The 17,657-nt window shown below is 64.7% G+C and carries 15 protein-coding genes; 2 read left to right on the top strand and 13 right to left on the bottom strand.

What is annotated here, in order from left to right; all coding sequences use genetic code 11:
* Nucleotides 1-29 precede the first annotated feature (29 nt).
* The 11 genes from miaB to PLAV_RS18295 form a co-directional block, all read right to left on the bottom strand.
* Nucleotides 30-1,433: a tRNA (N6-isopentenyl adenosine(37)-C2)-methylthiotransferase MiaB gene (miaB, locus tag PLAV_RS18345; protein WP_012112475.1), complete on the bottom strand. Its 1,404-nt coding sequence runs from the start codon at nucleotides 1,431-1,433 to the stop codon at nucleotides 30-32.
* Between the two features lie 119 nt (nucleotides 1,434-1,552).
* On the bottom strand, nucleotides 1,553-2,419 hold the full coding sequence (gene olsA, locus PLAV_RS18340) for a lyso-ornithine lipid O-acyltransferase (protein WP_012112474.1): 867 nt from the start codon (nucleotides 2,417-2,419) through the stop codon (nucleotides 1,553-1,555).
* Nucleotides 2,420-2,459: 40 nt separating this feature from the next.
* Nucleotides 2,460-2,861, bottom strand: coding sequence for a Fur family transcriptional regulator (locus PLAV_RS18335; protein ID WP_425357304.1), 402 nt, complete (start codon nucleotides 2,859-2,861; stop codon nucleotides 2,460-2,462).
* Nucleotides 2,862-3,075: 214 nt separating this feature from the next.
* A complete protein-coding gene (locus PLAV_RS18330) occupies nucleotides 3,076-3,534 on the bottom strand; it encodes a GNAT family N-acetyltransferase (protein ID WP_012112472.1) in 459 nt (152 codons plus the stop codon).
* A 23-nt stretch (nucleotides 3,535-3,557) separates the two neighbouring features.
* Nucleotides 3,558-4,250 carry a tRNA (adenosine(37)-N6)-threonylcarbamoyltransferase complex dimerization subunit type 1 TsaB gene (gene tsaB, locus PLAV_RS18325; RefSeq protein WP_012112471.1) on the bottom strand — a complete coding sequence of 231 codons (693 nt, stop codon included), beginning with the start codon at nucleotides 4,248-4,250 and terminating at the stop codon, nucleotides 3,558-3,560.
* A 17-nt stretch (nucleotides 4,251-4,267) separates the two neighbouring features.
* On the bottom strand, nucleotides 4,268-4,861 hold the full coding sequence (locus tag PLAV_RS18320) for a malonic semialdehyde reductase (RefSeq protein WP_012112470.1): 594 nt from the start codon (nucleotides 4,859-4,861) through the stop codon (nucleotides 4,268-4,270).
* Between the two features lie 102 nt (nucleotides 4,862-4,963).
* Nucleotides 4,964-5,524 carry a NifU family protein gene (locus tag PLAV_RS18315; RefSeq protein WP_041536099.1) on the bottom strand — a complete coding sequence of 187 codons (561 nt, stop codon included), beginning with the start codon at nucleotides 5,522-5,524 and terminating at the stop codon, nucleotides 4,964-4,966.
* A gap of 80 nt (nucleotides 5,525-5,604) precedes the next feature.
* Entirely contained in the window at nucleotides 5,605-6,111 is a 507-nt protein-coding gene (locus tag PLAV_RS18310; protein ID WP_012112468.1) for a universal stress protein, read from the bottom strand.
* Between the two features lie 54 nt (nucleotides 6,112-6,165).
* A complete protein-coding gene (locus PLAV_RS18305; RefSeq protein ID WP_012112467.1) occupies nucleotides 6,166-7,233 on the bottom strand; it encodes a DUF2333 family protein in 1,068 nt (355 codons plus the stop codon).
* Nucleotides 7,234-7,323: 90 nt separating this feature from the next.
* The gene (gene trpS / locus PLAV_RS18300; RefSeq protein ID WP_012112466.1) at nucleotides 7,324-8,331 is read right to left on the bottom strand and encodes a tryptophan--tRNA ligase; all 1,008 of its coding nucleotides are present in this window, start codon (nucleotides 8,329-8,331) and stop codon (nucleotides 7,324-7,326) included.
* Nucleotides 8,332-8,669: 338 nt separating this feature from the next.
* A complete protein-coding gene (locus tag PLAV_RS18295; protein WP_012112465.1) occupies nucleotides 8,670-12,671 on the bottom strand; it encodes an autotransporter outer membrane beta-barrel domain-containing protein in 4,002 nt (1,333 codons plus the stop codon).
* Nucleotides 12,672-12,822: 151 nt separating this feature from the next.
* Here PLAV_RS18295 and PLAV_RS18290 point away from each other — a divergent pair, with 151 nt between their 5' ends.
* On the top strand, nucleotides 12,823-13,449 hold the full coding sequence (locus PLAV_RS18290) for a LuxR C-terminal-related transcriptional regulator (protein WP_012112464.1): 627 nt from the start codon (nucleotides 12,823-12,825) through the stop codon (nucleotides 13,447-13,449).
* Between the two features lie 3 nt (nucleotides 13,450-13,452).
* Here PLAV_RS18290 and PLAV_RS19160 read toward each other — a convergent pair whose 3' ends face one another.
* Both PLAV_RS19160 and murJ read right to left on the bottom strand, forming a co-directional pair.
* A complete protein-coding gene (locus PLAV_RS19160; RefSeq protein ID WP_049767835.1) occupies nucleotides 13,453-15,231 on the bottom strand; it encodes a hybrid sensor histidine kinase/response regulator in 1,779 nt (592 codons plus the stop codon).
* Nucleotides 15,232-15,311: 80 nt separating this feature from the next.
* On the bottom strand, nucleotides 15,312-16,850 hold the full coding sequence (gene murJ, locus PLAV_RS18280) for a murein biosynthesis integral membrane protein MurJ (protein WP_012112462.1): 1,539 nt from the start codon (nucleotides 16,848-16,850) through the stop codon (nucleotides 15,312-15,314).
* A 225-nt stretch (nucleotides 16,851-17,075) separates the two neighbouring features.
* Here murJ and PLAV_RS19155 point away from each other — a divergent pair, with 225 nt between their 5' ends.
* Nucleotides 17,076-17,606 (top strand): type II toxin-antitoxin system Phd/YefM family antitoxin, encoded by a 531-nt coding sequence (locus PLAV_RS19155; RefSeq protein WP_012112461.1) that lies wholly within the window; start codon nucleotides 17,076-17,078, stop codon nucleotides 17,604-17,606.
* The last annotated feature ends 51 nt before the right edge of the window (nucleotides 17,607-17,657 follow it).

Below are 17,657 nucleotides of genomic sequence, written 5' to 3'. Positions count from 1 at the left end.
GCCTGACCACCGACAAATTCCGACTTCATTCAGGCGAGAACGGCCGCTTCCTCGCGGAGACGCCCTCGCAGGCTGTTTCGATGTCCTTCCTCGATCACAACATCAACAAGGCTGCCGAAGAGATGTTCCGGGGCATCGTCGATATGTACCGACTGAAGATAGGGACTGCGGCCGACAAGCTGGCTTTCGCCACGGCCCCGCCGGTCGAAAAGGACCGGCATGGTGCGGCCGGCGCATCCCGCATTGAAGGCAAGCTGCTGTTCGCCGAGAAGGGCCTGAAGACGCTGCAGGCGCTCGCTCTTCACTTCCTCGGGAACCTGATCTTCCTCGGTCGCGGCGGGCGTGCCGGGACGGGGGCTGTATTTGAAACTGTAGGCCTGCGCGAAGCCGACGGTGCGGATGAGATCGAGCGTCGCCTCGAAATCCGCTTCCGTCTCGCCGGGAAAGCCGACGATGAAATCGGATGAGAGGGCGATGTCCGGCTTCGCGGCGCGGATGCGGCCGATGATGCGATGGTAGCTATCCGCATCGTGACGGCGGTTCATCGCGGCAAGGATACGGTCCGATCCCGACTGGACGGGCAGATGCAGGTAGGGCATCAGCGCCGGCACGTCGCGATGGGCGGCAATCAGCTCTTCATCCATGTCGCGGGGATGGCTCGTCGTGTAGCGAAGCCGCGCGAGACCTTCGATTTCCGCAAGCGCACGAATGAGGTAGCCGAGCGTCGCGGGACGCCCCGCCTGATCCTCGCCGTGCCAGGCATTGACGTTCTGGCCGAGCAGCGTGATCTCGCGCACGCCCGCATCGACCAGCGAACGGGCTTCATCGAGGATGCGCGCGACGGGACGCGAGAACTCGCTGCCGCGCGTATAGGGCACGACGCAGAAGGTGCAGAACTTGTCGCAGCCTTCCTGAATGGTGAGGAAGGCGGTTGCGCCGCGTGCGAGCGTCTTGCGCTTTTCGGCCATGGGAAGGCTGGCGAACTTGTCGTCCACCGGAAATTCGGTCTCGACGATACCGGGACCGCCATTCGCAAGGCGCGCGACATATTCCGGCAGACGATGATAGGTCTGCGGGCCGAGCACCAGATCGACCACAGGCGCGCGGCGGCGCATTTCCTCGCCCTCGGCTTGCGCGACGCAGCCGGCCACGCCGATCAGCAGCTCCTCGCCGCGACCGGACTTTTCCTTCTTCAGCTCGCGCAGACGGCCGAGTTCCGAATAGACCTTTTCCGCCGCCTTTTCGCGGATGTGGCAGGTATTCAGAATGACGATATCGGCGTCTTCTGGCGCGTCGACCTCGGTATAGCCGGAGGGGGCCATGACATCGACCATGCGGGCCGAGTCATAGACATTCATCTGGCATCCATAAGTCTTGACGAAGATTTTTTTGCGCGGCGAGCCGGGCTCGGCCTCGGGGCCCGCTTCCGGCATGACGCGACGGGATGGCGCTTGATTATCGTGCAATGTGTGCGCTCGTCTCCTCAGGGAACTCGACTAACGGCACGAGCCTATCATGTATGGACGGCGCGCGGCGAGATGATTGGCCGCGCTCAGGCACCGGCGGCGCGAGGTGCGGCGAAGCTGCCGCTTTCGGCGAGCGGCGGCGTGGGCGCGGCCTCGTCCCAGCGACCGATAAGGGCCTGCGAGACGCCGCGGCGGCAGCATTCCTCACAATAGAGTGCGAGTGCCTTCCGGTTGCCGATCTGGCGGATCGTGACCGGCCTGTGATACTCGACCGTCACTTCTATGGGGCCGAGACGGAAGGCCTCCCAGAGATGAGGAAAAAGTTCCATATCGCCATACCAGGCGAAGAAGGGCCGGAAATAGCGCCCCATCGGCATGCCATGAAGCTTCGTATAGGCGACTGAGACTGGCTGGACGACGAGATCGTCCTCGCGGTCCTCGTCGCCATTGACGATGGTGAGTTGGGCGACGCTCATCAGGGCGCTTTTGAAGGAGAGAACCCTGTTGCCATCGCTCGATGTGCCTTCCGGGAACAGTACCAGGCGATCGCCGGCCGCGATCCGGGCATGGATCTCGTTGCGCGAGTGAGCGGTGCGGGTGCGCCGTTCGCGCTCCACGAAGACCGTCCGCTGCAGCCGGGCCAGCGTACCGAAAAAGGGCCAGGCGGCGACCTCGCTTTTCGCGACGAATGAGCAGGGCTGGAGCGAGGCAAGAATGGGGATGTCGAGCCAGGATGTGTGGTTTGCCGCCACGAGGCAGGCACTGCCTTCATGCGGCATGCCGCGCGTCGTGACATGGATGCCGATCAGGCGGCAAAGAAAGCGGTGATAGCGATTCGGCAGCGCACGCGCATAAGGCAGGCGCAGCTTCAGGCCAAGCCATTGCAGAGGCATGAGCAGGACGGCGGAAAGAATAAAGCCCGTCAGCAGTACAGCCGCCCGCGCGGTAGCCATGTGCGTCTCCCGTTCTCCCAGCCCTACCGGCGAAAGAACATCATCCCTTGCTCTTGCCGTCCGGCTTCTTGTTGCGGTCGAGCGGCAGGCCGTAAAGCTCAAGCCGATGGTCGACAAGTTCGAAGCCGAGCTCTCTGGCGATGATCTGCTGCAGCCGTTCGATTTCATCGTTGTGAAATTCGATGACCGTTCCTGTCTGAAGATCGATCAGGTGATCGTGATGCTCTTCCGGCACCTGCTCGTAGCGCGAGCGGCCATCGCGGAAATCATGGCGTTCGAGAATGCCTGCCTCTTCGAACAGCCGGACCGTGCGATAGACGGTCGCGATCGAAATCTTGCTGTCGACGGCAGCGGCGCGGCGATAGACCTCCTCCACATCCGGATGGTCATGCGCAACGGAGAGCACACGCGCGATCACGCGGCGCTGGTCGGTCATACGCATGCCTTTTTCCACGCAGAGATTTTCGATCCTCTCGGGATCGTTATCCGCAGCGTCGGAATGCAGGGCGGTGGCTGTTGTTGTCTTGTCTGTCATTGCCCGCATCATAGGCCAACCGCCGCCTGCTTGTCATTCAGCTTGTACCGGCCTCTTCTACCGGCGCGCGTCAGGAAATCCGCATGCTTCATGGCCATAAGACCCTTCGGCGATCAAGGTTTTATGACAGGGCGATGGAAGGCGACAAATCCAGCCGCAGCGTCCGCGCGGCGACCCGCGAGGTACCGCGCGCATAATAGGCCGGACGAATGCCGACGGAGGTGAAACCGAAGCGCTCATAGAGACGAAGGGCGGCGGGATTGTCTTCCGCGACCTCCAGGAAAAGCGCGTCGGCGCCCGATGCCAGTGCATAGGCCGCAGCGGCCTGCAGGAGAAGGCGGCCCGTGCCGGCGCGGCGCAGCGCGGGCGCCACGCATATGGTGAGAATTTCAGCCTCGCCGCCGCCAAGCCGGGCCAGCACGAAGCCTTCCGGTGCGGCCTCCGGGCCCCACATGAAACCGAATACGCCCGGCATCGCGAGCAGCCCGGCAATGGCGGCCTCGCCCCACGCTTCCTCGAAGCACAGAGCATGAAGCCGGGCGAGCTGGGGCACCGAACTCTTGCCGATAGCTCGCGGCATTGCCTCTCCTGTGCGAGGCGTTGTCACGCTGCCGCACCCGGGTCGATCCCGCCGGGCAGTTTGGCATCGGGCGCACGGAGATAAAGCGGATGCGGCGCCGTGCGGAAGGCTTCCAGGCCCTCTGCCTCCAGCCGCGCCATGGCGATGCGCGCGACCGCGGCCGCATCCGGCTGCGGCCTCGCATCCGAAAGACGAAGGCCGGCGCGGCCCTTCAGGCACTCGGCAAGAAGTTGCGCGCCCGTGCCGACCAGGACGAGCGGACCGGCGGGAAGATGCGCCGCCACATCATCGAGACCCACCAGTTGCGGACCGGCGAGCGATACGTGCAGGGAGGAAAAGGCCTGCAGATAGACCTCGTTTCGCCGGGCATCGAAGGAGGAGACGATGATTTCCTCCGGCTTCGCTTCGGCCGGCTCGGCGATCGCTTCCAGCGTCGTCACGCCGACGAGGGGAAGGCCGAGCGCAAGCGCCAGGCCGCGCGCGGCGGCGAGGCCGACGCGAAGACCTGTAAAGGTGCCGGGGCCGACAGTGACCGCCAAGGCGTCGAGATCGGAAAAGCCGAGCGCGGCTTCGGCCATGAGGGTTTCAAGGGCGGGGAGCAACGCCTCGGCATGACCGCGCGTCCGCAGCTCGAAGATCGACGCCAGTTCGCCCTCGCCGTCGCGGATGGCGGCGGAGAGCGCACCTTGCGCGGTATCGAGGGCGAGGACCAGCAACCGAAAATGCTCCGTCGTCAGATGATCTTGCAGGCATCTTCAAAGGAAAGGCGAGGACTGCGGGCAAACAGGGCCGATGGATCGCCATGACCTATATTGCAGAGGAAGTTCACCTTCACCGTGGTACCCGCAAAGAAAGCGTCGTCGACCTTCCGCATATCGAAGCCGGACATGGGACCGCAATCGAGGCCGAGGGAACGCGCGGCGATCATGAAATAGGCGCCCTGCAACGAACCATTGCGGAAGGCCGTCTGCTCGGCCCATTCCTTCGACCAGTTGAACCAGTTCTTGGCGGTCGGATCATGCGGGAAAAGCTCGGGCAGACGTTCGTAGAACTCGACATCGTAGCCGATGATCGCGGTGACGGGAGCCGCCATCGTTTTCTTCAGATTGCCTTCGGACAAGGCCGGGGCGAGCTTTTCCTTCGCTTCCTTCGACTTGACGAAAATGATGCGGGCGGGAGAACAATTGGCACTGGTCGGCCCCCATTTCATCAGATCGTAAAGGGCGCGAAGCGTCTCGTCGGAGACGGGCTCCGCCTTCCATCCATTATGGGTGCGCGCATCGCGGAACAGAATGTCGAGTGCGTCGTCGCCGAGCTTGCCGCTCATGCCGGGTCTCCTCGTCTCAATTAATGGTCTGCCAAACCGAGAAGGCCACGATAACGCTTTCGCGCGGCCGTGCCAGACGCAATATCGAACGCACGGTCAGACTCAGACCTGGCGGACCTCGACGATCTCGGGAATGTAATGCTTCAGCATGTTCTCCACGCCACGCTTCAAGGTGACGGTGGAAGAAGGACAACCGGCGCAGGCGCCTTGCATGTTGAGAAAGACGACGCCTTCCTCGTAGCCCTGAAACGTGATGTCGCCGCCATCCTGCGCGACGGCAGGGCGGACGCGGGTATCGAGTATTTCCTTGATCTGGGTAACGATCTCGCCGTCTTCGCCCTCATGCGCGGCATGGGCATCGTCATCATCTGGCGCGGCGGAGAAAAGGATCGGCGCGCCGCCGGTGAAGTGCTCCATGATCGCGCCGAGAAGGGCCGGCTTCAGATGCTGCCACTCGCCACCCGACTTGGTGACGGTGATGAAGTCCGAGCCGAAAAAAACACCCGTCACGTTCTCGACTGCAAAGAGGCGCATAGCGAGCGGCGAACGCGCGGCGGCTTCCGCTGTCGGAAAATCGGCGGCGCGCCCTTCACCCAGAACTTCGCGTCCGGGCAGAAATTTCAGGGTCGCCGGATTCGGCGTCGCCTCGGTCTGGATGAACATGACAAAACCCTTGTGAGAGGGGTGGTTTAGCGGGCTGTCCCGCATGGATGGGCTATAGATGGACCGCGAGGGCCGGAGAATCAAGCCAGCGTGCGGATCGCTTCCTCGGTGAGGTTACCGGGCACGACGGTGACGGGGATCGGGAAGGCCTTTTCGCTGGCGCTCGCGACCATGGTTACGAGAGGGCCGGGCCCTTCCTTGCCGAGACCGGCAGCGAGGACGAGGATCGCGATATCCTTGTCTTCGGCGATCAACTGCATCACCTGCTCGGCGCGGCGCCCTTCGCGGATGACCAGTTCGGGCATGATGCCGGCATATTCGTTCACATGCGCGGCAAGCCTGTGGAGCAGCTCTTCCGCCTCCTCGCGCGCTTCTTCCTTCATGATGTTCTGAACGCCGAGCCATTGCTGCGAAGCCTCGCCCGGCTCGATGACGGCGAGCAGCGTGACGACGCCGCTTGTGTGGCTGGCGCGGAGACTTGCGAAATGGAGCGCGACCTCGGATTCAGGTGTGCCGTCAACGACGACGAGAAACTTGCGCCTTTTCGGCGGGGCGACGGGGCGGCTCGGTGTTTCGGATTCGCTCATGCGGCGGATGCTGCCATCGGCGAGGGCGGCGGGCAAGCCTCGGAGAGAAACGTCCTATTTCAGCAGGATATTGGCGATTTCGCGCAGCTGGGTGCGGGCGCGCAGAAGATAGAAGCCCTGCATGGCGAGATGGTTCGGCTGGAACTGGGCATCCGGCGCGCCATTCGCGACCACCCATGGATCGAGCAGCGCGGCCTTGCGGAAGCTCTCCACCATCTCGTTCCACGGCTTTTGCAGGTTCCGTTCCTTGATGACAGGTGCGAAGTCCACGCTCAGCCCCTTCAGGACCATGTAGTAGCCATAGAGCTTGCCCTTGGTCAGATAGAAGACATCGTCGGCCTCGGTGTCGAAAAAGCTGCCGGCCTCTTCCGTCAGATGACGATCGATCAGGGCGGAGGAAGAGCCCAGATCGGCGGCGAAGCGCTCGATGGTCGCGAGAAGATTGTCCGAGCGGATATCGAGATTGGCATTACCGGCGACGAGGCGGGCGTTGTAACTCATGAGACGCTTGCGCGCGTCGCGATATTGCGATTCCGAACTTGCACGAGGCGCAAGCGATACGCTCGGATTCCAGATCCAGACGTTTCCCGGATATTGAAGAAGACCTGCGGCTCGCTGCAGATCGGGATCGGCTTCGGAAGAGCCGCGCGTGCGGCCGAGCTGGTCGGTCAACTCGAAACCGAAACGCGCCAGCGCCGACATGATGCCCTGCTGGAAGTTCGGCATGTTGTCGAGCATGGACCCGGGCATGAAGAACGGATCGTTGGCGGTCCATGCGTGCTGGTTCACTTCGCGATCGATCAGCGCCACGGTATAGGCCACCGCCTCGCTGCCGCCCGGCTGAAGATCGGCGGCCGATGGCGCAAAATCCGGATCGTCGTCGACCTTGTGAACGATCAGCATACCGATCGGATAATAAAGCAGAATGAAGACGATGAAGGCGGCAAGGAGACGCCAGAGGATGCCGCGCATTCCAGGCCTGTTAAGGCGCGAAAAAAAGCCGCCCGCCGAAGCGGCGGCACCGGCGCCCGCAGCGGAAGCCGCCGTGCCATCTCCCGAGCGATACATCCAACGGTGACGAAGACGCTCACGCATACCGGCAATTCGGTCGCTGAAGGACATGGACGGAAACTTCCTCCGGGTGTGTGTGCTCTCTCTGGATATCCCATTCTAGATGGGACGCGCGCGCCGCGGATCAAGCGGCGGCACGCTTCAGATGAAGCCGACTATCTCCTTGACGCGAGCGACAACGGGATCGGCGATTGCGCGGGCGCGGTCGGCGCCTTTGCTCAAAATGCCGTCTATATAGGCCGGATCGGCCATGAGGCGCGCCATTTCGTCCGTGATCGGCGACAGTTTCTCGACCGCAAGATCGGCGAGTGCGGGCTTGAAGGCGGAGAATTGCTGGCCGCCATATTGCGCGAGAACTTCTGCCTTCGTCATGCCCGCGAGGGCCGCGTAGATGCCGACGAGATTTTCGGCGCCGGGGCGGCCCTGCAAGCCTTCGACGGTTTCGGGAAGAGGATCGGGGTCGGTCTGGGCCTTGCGGATTTTCTTCGCGATGTCGTCGGCGCTGTCGCGCATGGTGATGCGCGAGAGATCGGAGGGGTCCGACTTCGACATCTTCTTGGTGCCGTCGCGCAGCGACATGACGCGCGTCGCCGGGCCCATGATGAGGGGCTCGGGCAGGGGGAAGAAATCCTGCGCGCCGAAGTCGTTGTTGAATTTCTGCGCCGTGTCGCGCGCGAGCTCGAGATGCTGCTTCTGGTCGTCGCCGACCGGCACATGAGTTGCGCGATAGACGAGAATGTCAGCTGCCATAAGGATCGGATAGGCGTAGAGGCCGACCGACGCCTTCTCGCGGTCCTTGCCCGCCTTGTCCTTGAACTGCGTCATGCGATTTAGCCAGCCGATGCGGGCGACGCAATTCAGTATCCAGGCAAGCTCGGCATGGGCCGCGACTTTCGACTGGTTGAAAATAATGTTCGTAGACGGATCGATACCCGCCGCGATGTAGGCGGCAGCGACCTCGCGCGTATTCGCGGCGAGTTCCTTCGGGTCCTGCCAGACGGTGATCGCATGCATGTCGACGACGCAGTAGATGCATTCATGCGTCTGCTGCAAACCGACGAAATTGCGGATCGCGCCGAGGTAATTTCCGAGGTGCAGATTGCCGGTCGGCTGCACGCCCGAGAAGACGCGGTTCTGGGGTTTTTCCATAGAAGGACATCCGTCGCGCTGGCCCGAATTCGGGCAAAGTTTCAGCGTGGTTATGCGGCGGGCGAGCCTCGAAGGCAATGGTGGAAAGGCGGCTCTAGTTGAGAACAATTCGCATGTTTGGGCGGACTGTCATCGAACTGTCACTTAACTGTCACAAAGAGTTTTGCCGGTCGTTGTGCCCGCTCTCGGCGGACGTGACTGGCCGACGGGCCGTGACCCGGAAGACACGGGGAGGCACATAAATGCGCCCTGCCCGGGAAAACTTGCCCCCGGTTTTCAGCATCGGAAAATAAGGGCCGGGCCGAAAATATTATCCCCGGTTTTCCGGCCGCCGATTTTCAGAACTCGAAGCGCAGTTCCGCCTTCAACCCGTGGTCGCGGGCTTCCGAGGCGTATTCGCCAGCATAGCCGAAAGTGAGGGTCGTGCCGGTGTCGAGCTTCAGGTCGATGCCGGTTTCGAGGGCGAGGGCGTTTTCCGAGATCGGCGTGCCCCGGACCGCGAAGGTGGCGGCGGGAGCGGAGGCGAAAGCGGCGCGCGACGAGGGGTCGACATCGCCGAAGGCATGGCGCCAGGCGAGCGAGCCCGCGAGCACGACCTGGCCGGTCTGGCGGCGGGCGCGGAGGCCCAGCGTCGAGACGCCGGTGGTGCTGGAGGTCGAGCCGAAGGTCAGCGCGGCCGGGCCGCCGGTCTCGGTGAAGCCCCCGGTCTCGACATGGATGCCGGCAAGCCCGGCGAAGGGCGTCAACACGAGGGGGCCGATATCGAGATCGAAACCGGCTTCGGCGCCCGCCTGGAAGGTATGCGTCGTGTAATCGGCCGCAAGATTATTCGTCAGCCCACCGGCGATGACGGTGCGGCGGGTGTCGACCGTGCCATAGGCGTAGGAGACGACCCCCTTCAGGTCGAAGGCGCCAAGCGCCGTGCCGGCATAGCCCGCGATGTGAAAATTATCGCTATCGCCCGAAGACGACCGCGTAGCGACATCATAAGTCGAGCGGCTGTAGCCGAATGCGAGACCGGCCTGCGCCCCCGGCGCGACCTCGCGGTCGATGCCGCCCATGAAACCATAGACATCGCGGTCGATCTCGGCGGCATTGCCGTTGCCGTCCGTGCGGCCCCAGCTTCCGAAGACCTGGCCCCAGATGGCGGCTGCGCCCGGCACGGCATCACCCGCAGCCGGTGCATAGGCAAGGCTCGCCAGTCCGCCGCCACCCGAACCGAGGATCGCGGCGAGACGGTCGAGCAATTGCTGGCGGATCTCGGCGGCGGTCATGAATTGCGCGGTCGCGGAACTGGCATGGGCCTCACCCGAAAGCGCGTCATAGGCGGCGCGGGCTTCCTCCTCGGTCATCAGGATGATCTCGTCGTAGAGCGGATGGCCGGGCCCGAAGTTCTCCAGAGCGTTGCCGACACCCTTCTGGTTCTGTGTATTGGCGACATCGCCGAAGCCGGCATCGCCGCCGTCGCCGTCGTGATTCAACACCAGTTCGAGAAAAACATTGTTGGCATCGTAGGAAAGTTCAGGCGTCAGAAAGGCAAAGCTGGCAGTCACCGCGCCAAAGGCGCCGGTGACGCCTCCTGTTGCCGAGAGGATCGTGTAGACGAGGCCGGGTGTGTAGGTCGTGCCGTCATCGGTGCCGTTCTCGGGCGAGACATGAACCGATGCCCCGCCGTCGATCGTCAGCGAACCGGCGATGTCGATGAAGTCGTTGCCGATGCCGGGCGTGTTGCTGCCGTCGTTGACCTCGACATCGTAAATGGCGCCATCGCCGAAAGTCACATCGCCATAGGCAATCATGGCGCCGACCGAGTTGCCCGGCGCGAAGATGCCGCCATCGCCGACAACGGCATTGTTGACGTTGCCGGTACCGCCGAGGCGTCCGCTGCCCGAGACATGAATCGTGCCGCCCAGCGCATTGCCGATAACGAGAGTGCCGCCGGTGACATGCGTATCGCCTTCGAAGTTCTCGCTGTAGCCTGTCAGCCGCGTGATGCCGGCGAGCTGCATGATGGTGCCGAAGCCCGAAACGACGGGTGCGAAGATATGTTCGAGCGCGGTGTGATTGAAGACGAGGCGGCCGTCGCCGCCATCAGCATCGCCGAATTCGATTTCGGCAGCTTCGAGCGTGCCCGCGCCCGCCGCCGCTTCGCCTTGCGCCGCGCCGATGTTGATGGTTGCCGCTGAATTTGCGCCTAACGCGGCGAAGATCGTGCCGTCGCCGCCGGCGCCGAGGCGCAGCAGGCCGCCATCGGACAGAAAAATGTGGCCAGTGCCCACGGTGTACTCATCGTTTCCGCCGAGAATCAGATCGTGCTCGACGCGCTCGTCCTCATCCGCGAGCGTCCGCCAGACCGAGCCCGCGCCGGTGATCGTCACGATGCCTGTGCGCGAGGAGCCCATGCCGACCGGTCCGCCGCCGGTTTCGAGACGGCCGCCGTTCGAGACCGTAACAAGTCCGGTCCCGTGATTGCCGAAATCGATGCTCCCGGTCGAGGAGAGAAGCGAGCCCGTACCGTCGACCTCGATGCGGCCGGGCGTATCGTGACTGAGGGAGGCAAGGACGAGAGTGCCGAAATGTTCGAGCTCCGCACCTTCCGACACCGAGAGAAGGCTGCCGCCATTGCCCCACACGTAAAAAGTGGTCCACGCATTGTCACGGCCGACAGTCCATTTCGTGCCCGCACCGGAGAGGCGGATTTCGGCGCCGGTATCGTCGTCGTCGCTGCTGACAGAGCCGTGGTTGCTCGTCACCTCTACGCCGCCCGTGAAATGGAGCGAGGCAAATTCCAGCGGATGCCCGGCGTCCGATAGATACCCGGAATGAATGGTATCGGCAGCGACGGTGCCGCCATCGACGATGAGCGTGCCACCCGAGGCGTGGACGAGGCTCACGTCGATATTCGTTTCGTCGAAGACAACCTCGCCTGTGCCGCGCTTCACGACATAGCCGCGGGTGGAACCGCCCGCGATAGAGCCCGAGAACGTACCGTCCGTAGACTGATCGAAATGCAGTTGGCCGGAAGGGGTCGTGAATTCGATATCACCCTGGAGGCTCGTCGTATTGCCGATCAGCGTGCCGCCCGCGATCTCCGTGCCGCCGGTATAGGTGTTTGCGCCGGTGAGACTCGTGCGGCCATTTCGCACCAGCAGGCTTCCGGCGCCCGAAATATCGGCATCAAAGGCATAGTCGTTGTTCGTATGGTTGAAGACCAGCATGCCCGTGCCCGCGCCGAAGACGACCGATGCCGCGTCGAGCATGCCTGCGGCAGCGGCGGCATCGCCCGAGGCCGCGCCGATGTTCAGCGCGCCGGTGGAGGAAGCATTGCTGGCGATGGTGACGGACGCTGCTTCGGCTGCACCGCCATCGGAAAGGGTCAGCGTGCCGTCGCCGTAATTGCCGACGAGAAGCGCACCGACGATGGACCAGACGGAATCCACGCCCGAGACGGTGACTGTGCCGGTGCTGCCCACCTGTCTTCCGACATGACCCGCCAAACTCGAGACCGCGCCACCGTCCGATATGTCCAGCGTCGCCGACCCCGACCAGCCGACATTGAGGCCGTTGCCGCCGGTGTTGGTCCATGTCGAACCCGCGCCGTCGACCGTGACGGTGCCGATGCCGGCGGCAAGGTCGCCGATGAAGCCGCTCATATTCGAGACGGCACCACCGCCCGAAATGCCAAGCGTACCGTTGCTCCTGGCGCCGACAACGAGATCGCCAGAATTGGTCCATGTCGACCCTATGCCATCGACCGCGACTTCGCCGGTGCTGCCGGCCTGATTGCCGATCGAGCCCTCGTTGTTCGAGACCGCGCCGCCGCCGGAAATTTCGAGCGCGCCTTCGCCAGCGCCGCCTATCGTGAGTTGACCGCTGTTCGTCCATGTCGAACCGGCGCCGTCGATCGTTGCCGTGCCGCTGCCGGTGGCGGTGGTGCCGATGGCCGCGTTATTATTGGAGACCGCGCCGCCATTGGTGACGTTGAGTGTGCCGGTGCCGGAATTGCCGATATAGAGCGTGTTGCCGATGGCCCAGGTGGAACCGGCGCCGTCCACTTCGACGGTGCCGCTGTTGCCCGCCGTTTCACCCGCCGAGCCGATGCTGGAGAGAGCGCCCGCCGCGCCGATCTCTGCGGTGCCACCATTGTTGACGATGGCGACATCGCCCGCACCGGGCACGCCACCGGCCCAGTTGCCGGGATCGAACCAGTCGCCGGCACCGCCGCTCCAGAACGAGTCCGCACTGGCGCCGGAATGAGGCAGCGCGGCAAGCGCGGTGCCGAGCATCAATGCCGCGATGTGGCGGCGCCTCGCGGCGGCCGTTCGGTTGCGCGCGGTCATCGAGATTCCCCCCTCTTCGTCCGGACACTGAACCGGGCCGATTGTCCGGGGACGGAGGCCGGGGAGACAGATGTACAGGTGTACAGGTGCCATCGACCCTGCCGGGGGGTAGAGTCCGGTAAAGGCCGCCAATTCAGGGGGACGCGGGCGCTTGGCCGAGGAACGCATCATCGTTGCCGACGATCATCCGGTTTTCAGGATGGGGATGCGGCATATTCTGGCGCGCGTTTCGCCCGGCGCGGCAATCGAGGAGGCGGGGACGTTCGAGGAGGTGCTGGCGCTTTCCAGAAGCGGCGCGGCGCCAGCCATGTTCGTGCTCGACCTGGTGTTTCCCGGTTTTGCGGCCGAAACGTCGATTGCCGATCTGCGGCGGCGCTTTCCACGCGCGACGCTCGCCATCGTCTCCATGGCCGACGATGCCGAGACCATCGACCTCGTGATGGCGGCGGGCGCCGACGGTTTTGTCGGCAAGGCGGTGCCGCCGGAGGAGATCGCCGAGGCGCTGGGCGCGATCCGCGCCGGCGAAATCGTGGTGCGGTCGGCCGCGCCCGACCTGCCATCGGCACCGGGACGGGCGGCGGGCGAAGACGAGGTGCAGCTTTCGCCGCGCCAGCGCGAAGTGCTGCGGCTCGTCGCCACCGGCATGACCAACAAGGAAATCGGGCGCCAGCTCGGCATATCGCCGGTGACGGCGCGGATGCATGTGTCGGCGCTCTTGCGCACGCTCGGCGTGCCGAGCCGCGCGGCGGCGGCGGCGGTGGCGGACCGTCTTCTCTGACGCTCAGCCGCGTACGGCCTCGCCGGAAATATCCAGAGCGGCATCGAGGGCAAAGCCCGTCAGCAGGGCGCGCAGTTCGGCCGGATGAACGGGCTTGCGCAGAAAGGGAATGCCGGCGCGGGCGAGGCGGGCCAGCGTTTCCGGCTCGGTGCGGCCCGAAACGATTGCCGCGGGCACATCCCAGCCCTCGAAAGCGCGGACCGCCGCGATGGCATCGAGACCGTCCGTTTCGCCGCCGAGATCGAAATCGCTGACAATCGCGTCGCAGCCGAGCGGGCCTCCGGGCAGCGCGCGAAACGGCGTTACCTCGCAGCCCCAGCGGCGGAGGAGCATGGCGCTTGCGGCGAGAACATCGGCGTCGTCGTCGATCAGGCAGACGCGAAGACCCGTCAATGGATGCTGGCGGCGGGCGCGGGAGACAGGCGCGGTGACGGGCGCGACCGGGCGCAGGCCGGATATGCGCAAGCGCGTGCCGCGGCCGGGGGCGGAGGCGGCACTCACATCGAGAGCCATCAGCTCGGCGAGGCGGCGGACAATGGCGAGGCCGAGGCCGAGACCTTCGGTGGCGCGGACGGCCGGGCGGTCGGCGCGGTAGAACTCGTCGAAGATGCGCCTGAAATCCTTCTCGGCGATGCCGGGGCCGGTGTCGACGACCTCGATTGCGATGCTGCCGCCGGCGCGGCGGGCGCCGACAAGGATGCGCGCGCCTGGCGCATATTTCAGCGCATTGGACAAAAGGTTCTGCACCATGGCCGAAAGCAGCGCGGGGTCGGCCTCGACCCAGAGCGCCGTCGGGACGATGCGAAGGGTGCAGCTATTCGCGGCGGCGATGTCGGCATTCTGCCGGGCAATGCCCTGCAGCATTTCGCCAAGCGCGACGGGCTCGGGCTGGGGAACGACGCCGCCGACATCGAGACGCGAAATATCGAGCAGCGAACCGAGCAGGCGGCTGACCGAGCGTGCGGCATTGTCGACGCTGCCGACGAGCTGCGCCGCCTCGGCGCCGAGATCGATATCGCGCAAGCAGGCGGCGAAGAGGCCGATGGCGTGGATCGGCTGACGCAGGTCGTGACTTGCATGGGCGAGAAAGCGCGACTTGGAGAGATTGGCCTCGACGGCCTCGGCGCGGGCCCCTTCAAGCTCGGCCGCCATTTGCGTCAGCTCGGCGAGGCGAGCGTCGAGCGAACGGGTGAGGCGCAGATTGGCCTGCATGAAGCGCAGCATGCGGATGGCGAGAATCGAGAGGATGGCCGCATAGAGGAGCACCATGCCCATGATCACGGCGCCGAGAAAGGCCGGGTCGTGAAAGAGATGGGCGAGGCCGAGCAGCGGCACGGAGGTCCAGAGGCTGACGAAGCAGGAGCGCGGCAGCACATGCTGCGAGGAGACCGCGCCAAGCGCCGTACCGCCGAGCGCCAGCGAATAGACGAGGAGAGTCTGGAAGTCGCCGGTGGCGGCGCCGAAGCCGCCGAGACCCCAGGTGATGCCGACCAGTGCCGTGAGGCCCGTATGCGCGGCACCGTAGCGTTGCGCCGACGGCTCATCGGCCGGGGGGCTGCGCAGATAGAAACGGGCCAGCAGCGAAAGTGATAGCGACAAGAGGATCATCGCCACGCACCAGAGCAGGGGCCAGCGGTCTTCCGGATGGGCACTGACGAGAACGCCCGCCGTCGCCGCGACGACGCCGATATGGACGAGCCAGGCCTGGAAGCCGAGATCGAAAAGATAGTCGAGCTGCCACTTCTCGGCCCGCCCGATGGCGCGAAGCCCTTCGAGATTCACCCCCGGCCCCTCCCCTGCCTTTCCCCCGCTCCTATCTCCGGCCTGCGGGGGCATTATGTCAAGGAATGGAAGGGAGCGGCTCAGCCCCGCGTGAAGGCGCGGCGGAGGTCGCGGAGGCGGGTGGCGCCGGTGATTTCGCAGAGAAAGAAATAAGCGAGGGCGCCGCCGGCGATGAGCGCGAAGAGGGCGCCGATGCTGACAAGGAGGCCATTCTCGAAGAAGGAGCCGAGGGCGCGGGCGCCGAACCAGAGGGTGGCGCCCATGCCGAGGGCGGCCATGAGCGTCAAGGGCAGGCGGCGGGCGAGCTGCGCGTCGACGATGAATTCCTTTCGCCGCCAGAGGCGCGCGGCCAGCTGACCTGTGTTCACCCAGGCGGCGAGCGTGGTGCCGATGGCGATGCCGATGAAGCCGAGATACCAGAAGAGCGCGAAGCTCGTGACGATGTTGACGACGATGGAGATGGCGGCGAAGCGGAGCGGCGTCATCGTGTCCTCGCGTGCGAAATAGGCGGGGGAGAAGACCTTGTTGAGCACGAAGGCGGGAAGGCCGAGGGCATAGACCGTCAATGCGAGGGAGGTGGCGACCGTATCCTCGCGGGTGAAGGCGCCGCGCTCGAAGAGGACGCGGATGATGTCGAAGGACAGGACCGCGGCGCCGACAGCGGCGGGGATGGTCAAGAGCATCGAGAATTCGACGGCGCGGTTCTGCGCCCAGTTGGCGCCCGCGCCATCATCGGCGCGGAGGCGGCGCGAGAGATCCGGCAGGAGGACGACGCCGATGGCGATGCCGATGACGGCAAGCGGCAGCTGGTAGATGCGGTCGGCATAATAGAGCCACGACACCGCGCCCGCCTGCAGCGAGGCGATCATGGTGCCGATGGTGAGATTGACCTGGGTGATGCCGCCCGCGATGACGCCCGGCACGCCGAGGCGGAAGAGGCGGCGGACATCGGGTGTCAATTTCGGGAGGCGGAGCCGCAGCACGAAGCCGGCGCGCCAGAGCGAGACCGCCAGCCAGAGGAACTGCACGACGCCTGCCGCCGCGACGCCCCAGGCAAGCGCCTCGCCCGGATTATCCATCACGGGGATCAGGAACAGGATCGCGACGATCAGCGTCACGTTGAGCATTACCGGCGCGGCGGCGCCGGGAAAGAAGCGGCCGAGCGAATTCAGGATCGCGGATTGGAGCGCGGTGAGCGAGATGAAGAGGAGATAGGGGAAGGCGATACGCGTGAACTGGACGGCCCAGTCGAATTTCTGCGGGTCTTCGGAAAAGCCGGGCGCGAAGACGGACATGATCCAGGGCATGGCGAGTTCGGCGGCGATGGTGAGCAGAAGAAGGGCGACGAGGAGGACGGAAAGCGCATCCTCGGCGAAGCGGCGAGCCTCCCCTGCCCCGTCCTCGAGCTTTTTGGAGAAGAGCGGCACGAAGGCCGAGTTGAACGCCCCCTCGGCGAAGATCGAGCGGAACATGTTGGGCAGGCGGAAGGCGACGAAGAAGGCATCCGCTATCGGCCCGGTGCCGAGCGCCGACGCCATCATGACGTCGCGCAGGAAGCCGAGCAGGCGGCTCAGAAGCGTGGTGCCGCCGACGGTGGCGGCGGAGCGGACGAGGCTCATCTGGCGGAACCGGCTGTAGCGGGAGGCGGGCGCATCGCGGGGGACCTTCGATCTTTGCCGTAAATCTCTAGCCCGGTTCGCGGGAAATGGCGAATGGCGCGGCGCGAGGGGGCGGGGTGCGCTTCGGGGTGCCTTATATCGTACTCTATCGAGTATCTTTTTTAATATTCTTTGAAGTACTAATTATTGTCCGAAATTGTCCCGGACATAGCAGGAGCCAAGGCTTTGCCCCGAATTGCCGCCACCGCCATTTCCAGCATCAGCGCGCTGAAGCAATCGCCCGCCCGGATCATCGAAGAAGCCGGGGCCGGACCTGTCGCCATTCTCAACCACAACAAGCCGGTCGCCTATCTCGTCGCGCCGGATACTTATGAACGCATGCTGGAGGCGCTGGCGGATCATGAGGACATGAAGCGGGTGCTTCACCGGGAGGGGCAGGAAGTGACGCCGCTGATACCGGAAGGCGCCGGGGAAGGCCGCTACCGGCTGGGCTTTGTCGAGGAGGCGATGCGGGAATGGCAGGGGCTGGCGCCTTCCGTGCGGCAGCCCTTCGAGCGGACGCTGGCGAAACGGCTGGAGGAGCCCCATGTCGAGCGGCAACGCTTTCCGGGGTTACCGGGCTTCTACCGGATCAAGCTGAAAAAGAGCGGCTCGGGGCCGGTCTATGTGCTGGTCTACAAGGTGGAGGGCGAGCGGATCGAGGTGCGGGAGGTGGGGACCGGGCGGGAGGATGCGCGGATGGACGAGGGGGTGTGAGGGTGGCGGCTGAAAACCCCAACCGCCGCGCCCCCGCCCCAAACGGCTTGC

The sequence above is a fragment of the Parvibaculum lavamentivorans DS-1 genome (genome assembly GCF_000017565.1).
Lineage (GTDB): Bacteria > Pseudomonadota > Alphaproteobacteria > Parvibaculales > Parvibaculaceae > Parvibaculum > Parvibaculum lavamentivorans.
This window is presented reverse-complemented; position numbering and strand designations above follow the sequence as displayed.